The organism is Vibrio sp. 10N.261.52.A1 (assembly GCF_002876325.1).
Classification (GTDB): domain Bacteria; phylum Pseudomonadota; class Gammaproteobacteria; order Enterobacterales; family Vibrionaceae; genus Vibrio; species Vibrio chagasii.
Map to the genome: position 1 here is coordinate 1 of NZ_MCYD01000636.1, position 3,134 is coordinate 3,134.

At 43.2% G+C, this 3,134-nt stretch carries 1 protein-coding gene; it reads left to right on the plus strand.

The features are described 5' to 3' along the window. The first annotated feature begins 95 nt into the window (after window positions 1-95). A complete protein-coding gene (gene clpB / locus BCT81_RS11710) occupies window positions 96-2,669 on the plus strand; it encodes an ATP-dependent chaperone ClpB (RefSeq protein WP_102424436.1) in 2,574 nt (857 codons plus the stop codon). Window positions 2,670-3,134 lie beyond the last annotated feature (465 nt).

Sequence of the window (3,134 nt, forward strand, 5' to 3'; positions counted from 1 at the left end):
AAACTCTATTCTTCATTCCTATCCCTTGAAAATCCGCGTTACCGTATCCATCTTCTAACCATAAGATAAACATATCTAAGAGTAGGAAGGTTGGCATGCGTCTCGATCGATTCACTAGTAAATTTCAAATTGCGATATCTGATGCTCAGTCGCTCGCATTAGGTCGTGATCACCAATATATAGAGCCTGTACACCTAATGGTGTCGCTATTAAATCAAGATGGTAGTGCGATTCGTCCATTGCTTACTATGTTGAATATTGATGTGGTTCAGTTGCGTTCAAAGTTAAGCGAAATATTAGACCGTGTACCGAAAGTAAGTGGTATCGGTGGTGATGTTCAGCTTTCGAATGCAATGGGTACTCTGTTCAATCTATGTGACAAGGTCGCACAAAAGCGCCAAGACACATACATTTCTTCGGAAGTCTTCCTACTTGCCGCAATTGAAGACAAAGGTCCTTTGGGTAACCTGCTTAAAGAGCTAGGTCTTACTGAGCAAAAACTATCTCAAGCTATCGAGCAGGTTCGTGGTGGGCAAAAAGTTGATGACCCAAATGCCGAAGACCGACGCCAAGCATTAGAGAAATTCACCATTGATCTGACTGAAAGAGCAGAGCAAGGCAAGCTCGACCCTGTTATCGGTCGAGATGACGAAATCCGTCGTACCATCCAAGTACTTCAGCGTCGTACTAAGAACAACCCAGTCATTATCGGTGAACCTGGCGTTGGTAAGACAGCTATCGTTGAAGGTTTGGCTCAGCGCATTATTAACAATGAAGTGCCGGAAGGTTTAAGAGGCCGACGCGTACTTTCATTAGACATGGGCGCTTTGGTGGCCGGTGCTAAATACCGTGGTGAGTTTGAAGAGCGCTTGAAATCAGTCCTCAATGAATTGTCTAAAGAAGAGGGCAATATCATTCTCTTCATCGATGAAATTCATACCATGGTCGGCGCAGGTAAAGGTGAAGGCTCTATGGATGCGGGTAACATGCTGAAACCAGCATTAGCTCGTGGTGAGCTTCATTGCGTTGGCGCGACGACTCTTGATGAATACCGTCAATATATAGAGAAAGATCCAGCGTTAGAGCGCCGCTTCCAAAAAGTACTTGTCGATGAACCAACGGTTGAAGACACGGTGGCGATTCTTCGTGGTTTGAAAGAGCGTTATGAACTTCACCATCATGTAGAAATTACCGACCCAGCGATCGTCGCTGCAGCAACACTATCTCACCGATATGTTTCTGATCGTCAACTGCCAGATAAAGCAATTGACCTGATTGATGAAGCAGCATCGAGTATCCGTATGCAGATTGATTCAAAACCTGAATCTCTGGATAAACTCGAGCGTAAGATCATTCAGCTTAAGATCGAGCAGCAAGCACTGACTAATGAAAACGATGAAGCCAGTGAAAAGCGTCTTCGCACCTTACAAGCGGAGCTTTCAGATAAAGAACGTGACTTTGCTGAACTTGAAGAAGTGTGGAACGCTGAGAAAGCAGCACTGTCTGGCACGCAACATATCAAATCAGAGCTAGAACAAGCTCGTATGGATATGGATTTTGCAAGACGTGCAGGTGATCTAAATCGAATGTCTGAACTGCAATATGGTCGTATCCCAGAGTTGGAGAAGCAACTAGACCTTGCGACTCAAGCTGAAATGCAAGAGATGACCTTACTACGTAATAAGGTTACTGATGCAGAAATTGCCGATGTCCTGTCTAAGCAAACGGGCATTCCGGTTTCCAAAATGTTAGAAGCAGAAAAAGAGAAGCTTCTAAAGATGGAAGGTGTTCTGCATAAGCGTGTTATCGGCCAAGGCGAAGCGGTAGAAGTGGTATCGAATGCGATTCGTCGTAGCCGTGCTGGTTTATCGGATCCGAATAAGCCAATTGGTTCTTTCCTATTCCTTGGTCCTACAGGGGTAGGTAAAACGGAGCTTTGTAAAACGCTCGCTAACTTCATGTTTGATAGTGACGATGCAATGGTACGTATCGACATGTCTGAATTTATGGAGAAGCACTCTGTTGCTCGTTTAGTTGGCGCACCTCCGGGTTATGTTGGTTACGAAGAAGGTGGTTACTTAACTGAAGCAGTGCGTCGTAAACCATATTCAGTAATCTTGTTAGATGAAATTGAGAAAGCGCACCCAGATGTTTTTAACATTTTACTTCAGGTACTTGATGATGGGCGTCTAACCGACGGGCAAGGTCGTACGGTCGACTTCAGAAATACGGTAGTGATCATGACATCGAACTTGGGCTCTTCAAGAATCCAAGAAAACTTCAATACGCTTGATTACCAAGGCATCAAAAATGAAGTGATGGAAGTGGTCGGTAAACATTTCCGACCAGAGTTTTTGAACCGTGTTGATGAAAGCGTGGTATTCCATCCACTAGGTCAAGAGCACATTCAATCAATTGCTTCTATTCAGCTTCAACATTTGAGCAAGCGAATGGAGGAGAATGGATATGAACTTGAGGTGTCGGAAAAAGCACTGAAGCTAATTTCTCAAGTTGGCTTTGATCCAGTATATGGAGCAAGACCTCTGAAACGAGCGATTCAACAAAGTGTCGAGAACCCATTAGCGAAAGCGATACTTGCCGGAAAAATTAACCCAGATAAAAAAGTACAGCTATTAGTTAATAACGATAGAATTATTGCTCATCAGTAATTGGGGCAGAAACAATAGGTACGATTCGCTAAATTTAGGCTAAATCGTACCTATTTCGAACGCTTTGTATAAATACTATTCGAACAGTCGCCACTGGCGGCTTTTTTTCGTTTTTGGCCTTGTGCGCAAGATTATTATCTCTATAATGCGCCTCCGTTGTCAGGGATAACCAATCAGTTTGAACAAAGCAACGAAACGGCAAATAAGCATTTAAGATGCTTGAAAAATTAGCAGGAAAAAGTGTTTGACACTGAATCCCAATTCGCTAGAATGGCCGTCCACTTCGAGAGGCTCCTTACTAAAAGGAACGCTTAAGAAGTTAAGCTCTTTAACAATTCAAACCTATCAATCTGTGTGGGCACTCGTTGATGAATATCACTAAGTTTGTTTTCGTTTTTTAAAAGCAAAGGCAAATGTGAAGCTTCGGTTTCAACTTGATTTCAATGAACTGAGTGACCAATTCGA

Coding starts and splice junctions, on each gene's coding strand:
- clpB (WP_102424436.1), top strand. CDS start 96: ATGCGTCTCGATCGATTCACTAGTAAATTTCAAATTGCGATATCTGAT.